The following is a 4,623-nucleotide window of genomic DNA, read 5'->3' as shown; positions in this document are numbered from 1 at the left end:
CGCCGGGACGGTGGGCACCGTCGTCAACGTCACCGTCACCACCCCCGGCGGCACGGTGTCGGGCGGAACCATGACCTACGTGGCCGTGCCGGTCGTGACGACGGAAATCAGCCCCGCGACCAGCATCGCGGCGGGTGGTGGCGTGTTCACCATCGCGGGCACCGGCCTGGCGGGTGCGACGGTGACCTTCGGCGCGACCCCGGCGACGATCATCTCCAACACCGACACCCTGATCACCGGCACCATCCCCGCCGGGACGGTGGGCACCGTCGTCAACGTCACCGTCACCACCCCCGGCGGCACGGTGTCGGGCGGAACCATGACCTACGTGGCCGTGCCGGTCGTCACCGCCACTGTCACTCCGTCAAGCAGCATCCCGGCGGGTGGCGGCGTGTTCACCATCGCAGGCACCGACCTCGCAAGTGCGACCGTGACCTTCGGAGCCACCACGGCGACGATCACCAGTAACACCGGAACCGTCATCACCGGCACCATCCCCGCCGGCACCGCGGGCACGACCGTCAACGTCACCGTCACCACCCCCGGGGGCACCGTGTCCGCCGGAACCATGACCTACCTGGCCGCACCGGTCGTGACCGTGCCCATCGTCCCGTCGGTCAGCATCCCGGCCGGCGGCGGCGTCTTCACCATCGTCGGCACTGATCTCACGGGTGCGACCGTGACCTTCGGAGCCACCACGGCAACGATCACCACCAACACCGGCACCCTCATCACCGGCACCATCCCCGCCGGGACCCCGAGTACCACCGTCAACGTCACCGTGACCACCCCGGGTGGCACGGCGTCCGCCGGAACCATGACCTACACCGCCTGATCAACCCGGCGGTGCTGCCGGCCTTCGGACGACACTCCGAAGGCCGGCTACCCGTCTTAACGCGCTGATCCTTTTCGGGATGGGCACTGGTCGGGTCACCGCCTCGGACGCGGTACGGTCCGACGAATACGGGCCAAGCTTTCTGGTGAAGACCGCATCATCGCCCACGGTCGGCTCCACCACATCGACGACTCCGTCGAGGAGCAGCCGGCCGTCCGAGCCCGGCCGACCACGGGTCCGCCCCCGGCGGTGTGTGGGGCGGCGGTAGGCTGCCGCGGCCCCGAGAAGGCACAGGAGGCCGCCACCCGCAGGTGGCGGCCTTCCGGCATCTCAGACAGGGACGGCGACGACACGACAGTCCGGGTGCCGAAGCCAGCGGTGTCACTCGACCGGCTGGCGGGTGAGGCGGGAGCAGGGACGCGAACTGACCGCCGGCTGGCCCCGGCGGGTCATCCGTCCAGTTTCGCGTACAGGCCACGGCCCGGACGCTTCGCCCGGCCGGCCTTGGTCAGGCGCTCCAGCGCGGTGCGGACCGCGTTCACGGTGTCCGCCGACTTTTCGATCCCCAGCCGGGCGGTCACCTCCCGAGCCCGGAGCGGTCCCTTTGCGTCGGCCAGCACACCCAGCACGTCTTCGGAGGTGGCACCGGTCGTTCTCCGGCCGGGCGCGGGCGCAGCCTTTTCGCTCTTTGCGGTGGGCGGCTCGGCGCCGGTGTGCACCGGCCCGGTGTTCCGGGTCGCGGCCGTCTTCTTCGCCGGGGTGCGCGGCCGCGTGGCGTCGGCGGTTTTCTTCGGCGCGGTCTTCTTCGCTGTGGTCTTCTTCGCGGGTTTCGCCTTCTCGGCGGTGGCCTTCTTCGCGGGGGCCACCTTCTTCCCTGCGGCCTTCTTCGCCGTCTTCGTGGCCGTGTCGGTGCCCGAGGTGGTGCCCCCTTCGGCCGGCTCCCCGCCGCGCTCCAGCGCCGCCCCGATTTCGGCCGCGAGCTGCTGGGGCCGGACCCCGACGATGGCGTCCGCCTCCGCCCGCACACCGCCCACCGGCGTCATGTCCTGCGAGGCCCGCGGCCCGGCCAAGGCCCGCAAGCTCTCGATGGCTCCGCGTACGGCGTTCTCACGCGCCACGGCGGCGGTCAGCTCGTCCTCCAGCCGCCGACGCCGGACCTCGATACCGGGAAGCTCCGCCTCCAGCTGAGCGATGGTGTCACTGAAACGGCTCTCTGCCACGGTTCCTCGTCTCCTCCGCCCACGCGATCTGCCGCAGGGACTGTGCGATCTCTACCCCGCTACCGCCGACCGCAACAAGAAACCGCACCGAACCGCCCAATCTGCATCGACGCCTACGCCCGGACGCACTGGCCGATGGGCGGCCCTGGCCAACCCCAGCCGACGAGCAGCCCAGGTCGACGCCGTGGCGGCGTTCGAGGCGCAGACCCGGAAACCGGTTCACTCGCCCCCGCGCGGACCGACACCTTCGCGCCTCCTCTCGACCCGTGCTCCTGACTTCCTCCTGCCCGCCGCCCTCGCGTCCGGGTGCCCGGCACGCCGCGCTGAAGAACCACGACCCGGCGCTGCCGCACGCACGTCGCCGATCGTGCGCATCAACCGGCAGTCGTCGTCAAGACCGGTCTCGTCCACGGCGAACAGGTCACGCCCGCCCTCCGGAATGCGCCGAGCTGTACGCCCACGAGTACTGGGCGGGGGTCGAGAACCGGCACAAGGCTGAGATGAAGCTCAAGCAGGCCGCCCGTCCGGACACCGCGCAGGAACCGGCGGCCCGACCGCCGGTCGGGCCTCTCCCGTATGCGCCTGCCCCGAGCAGGCCGGCCTGGTCGAGCGGGAGCTTCTCGGTCGGGACGTCGTACCGGGGATGTGAACCTACCAGCTGGTCGAGGCGTACGACCGCACGTACTACCGGGTGTTCACCGCTGTCTAGCGCAGCTCGGCCGGGTCCCGGGGAGCAGGGAGGTGTTCCGCGGGGCCCGGCCGGTGGGAGGCCAGCAGTGCCGAGCTGCGGCGCTGCTGCTCTGCTCGGCGGCCCAGGGTGCTGTGGTGGGGCCGCCGTGCCGGAAATGCTGGACCCGCGCCGACGTGGTGAACAGGGCTTCGGCCTGCAGGTTTTCGGGCGCGGCCATGCCAGGTGGGGCTTCCTGCTCGGGGAGGCGGGCAAGGGGCTCGGACCCGAACACGTCGCGCCCGCGGTTGAGCACGATGTCACCCAGCCGCTGTTCGAGCCAGGAGTCACTGGGTCGTAGCCGTTGCATTCGGATCGCCGCAGGGGCTTTTTCATGCCTCCACCGGGGAAAAGCCTGGGTAGAGGCCCCGTGGCGGAACCGTGACGGTAGGCATACGACTCGCGGAAGATCGCCTGGAAGTATTTTCCCTGCGCGACGGACTGGGCCGGGGGAATAGACGGTCAGGGAGGCGCGACACCACACGAACCAGCACCCACCTCGATGTCCTTGGGGGGACGATCATGACCACGCACCGCCTCGCGCCAGCCGCAGCCTCCGTGAAGAAGGCCGCCGCCGTTGCCGCTCTGCTGCTCGCCGCCACCGGTGCGGCCACCAGCACCGCGTGGGCCGACGAGAAGCCCGTGGTTCCCTGCGCCAACGGTGCGGTGAAGCTGCCCGGGGAGACCGCGGTCACCGGGGATGCGGTGCACCACGGGTCACCGACGATCACGGTCGGTGCGCAGCAGAAGGCCGTCGCGAACGGGGACTCGACCACCTACCAGGTGCGCATCACCGAGACCAACCACACCGGGGCCGCCTACCGGCACGTGACCGCCGTGCCGGTGCTGTTCACCCAGCTCGGCGTCATGAACACCGGCAACACCACTGTGTCTTGGGTGCACGACGGCACCACTGTCGCGCTCCCGACCCGGATGGGCTGCGATCCGTCCGTCTGGGTGGCCTCAGGCGCGCTGGACGCGCCGCTGGCGGACGGCCAGACGGTCAACTTCGACCTGAAGATCACCACTCCGACCTCGGTGGCGGAGAAGGTCAAGACGCTCAGCGTGACGGCGTTCGGCGCCGCGGACGGCGACCGCAGCCTGACCGGCAACGACATCAGCCTGCCCGGCGTGGTCCCGGCCGCCCAGCCCACCACCAAGCCGGCTCCGACCAGCCAACCCACCACCAAGCCGGCCCCGACCAACCACCCCACCACCAAGCCCACCACCAGGCCGGCCCCGATCAACCAGCCCGTCCACCAGGCCGCCGCTGTTGCCGTGCCGGCCGCCGCCACGGCGCCGGTGAGCACCGCGCCGATCGCGGGCACCGAGGCCGCCCCGGCCACCGCGCCGACGCCCGCCACCAAGGCGGCCTCGCTGGCCTTCACCGGAGGTGGCGGCAACAGCGGCACGCTGCTCGCCGGTGCGGCCGCCCTGCTCGCCGCCGGTGCCGCAGTGCTCTTCGGTGTCAAGCGCCGGGCCCGCCGCGGCAACTGATCGGCGACCGATTCGGCACCGACAGCAGGTGGCCGGCCCCGGTCGGGTCCGGCCACCGGGCGCTCCCTTGGATCCGCGGGGACGGCCGGCCGTGCTCCTCCGTGTGGTGGAAGTACTCACTCGTTCTGGTCCTTTCGGATTTCGTCCGTAAATTCACGTGCAGAGCCGTGCAAATAGAAAGTCCCGGCCGCTCGAAGGCGGCCGGGACTTTTTCAACGACACGGAGCTACTGAACTTGAATTCGTGATATCGGGCTGAGGGTGGTCAGCCGTCCAAGATCAGGCCGGTGGCGGCGAGGCACCCGTCGACCAGGTGGGGTCGATACTGGATCTTCTTCAAGCTCC

At 70.8% G+C, this 4,623-nt stretch carries 3 protein-coding genes; 2 read left to right on the top strand and 1 reads right to left on the bottom strand.

Translation table 11 applies throughout. The features are described 5' to 3' along the window. Positions 1-835, top strand: an 835-nt coding sequence (locus tag ACH4J0_RS42670; protein ID WP_396246581.1) for an IPT/TIG domain-containing protein, incomplete at its 5' end; no start/stop codon positions are given. A 449-nt stretch (positions 836-1,284) separates the two neighbouring features. Here ACH4J0_RS42670 and ACH4J0_RS42665 read toward each other — a convergent pair. Next, positions 1,285-2,055 carry a type IV toxin-antitoxin system AbiEi family antitoxin domain-containing protein gene (locus ACH4J0_RS42665; RefSeq protein WP_396246580.1) on the bottom strand — a complete coding sequence of 257 codons (771 nt, stop codon included), beginning with the start codon at positions 2,053-2,055 and terminating at the stop codon, positions 1,285-1,287. A 1,249-nt stretch (positions 2,056-3,304) separates the two neighbouring features. Between ACH4J0_RS42665 and ACH4J0_RS42660 the strand changes: the two genes are divergently transcribed. Further along, entirely contained in the window at positions 3,305-4,279 is a 975-nt protein-coding gene (locus ACH4J0_RS42660; RefSeq protein ID WP_396246579.1) for a hypothetical protein, read from the top strand. Positions 4,280-4,623 lie beyond the last annotated feature (344 nt).

The sequence above is a fragment of the Kitasatospora sp. NPDC017646 genome (genome assembly GCF_044329365.1).
In the GTDB taxonomy this organism is placed as follows: domain Bacteria; phylum Actinomycetota; class Actinomycetes; order Streptomycetales; family Streptomycetaceae; genus Kitasatospora.
Note: the sequence above shows the minus strand (reverse complement) of the source record. Positions and strands in the feature narration are given on the sequence as shown.

Bases quoted from the DNA above. Each gene is read 5' to 3' on its own strand.
- ACH4J0_RS42660 (WP_396246579.1), top strand. From the start codon at position 3,305: ATGACCACGCACCGCCTCGCGCCAGCCGCAGCCTCCGTGAAGAAGGCC.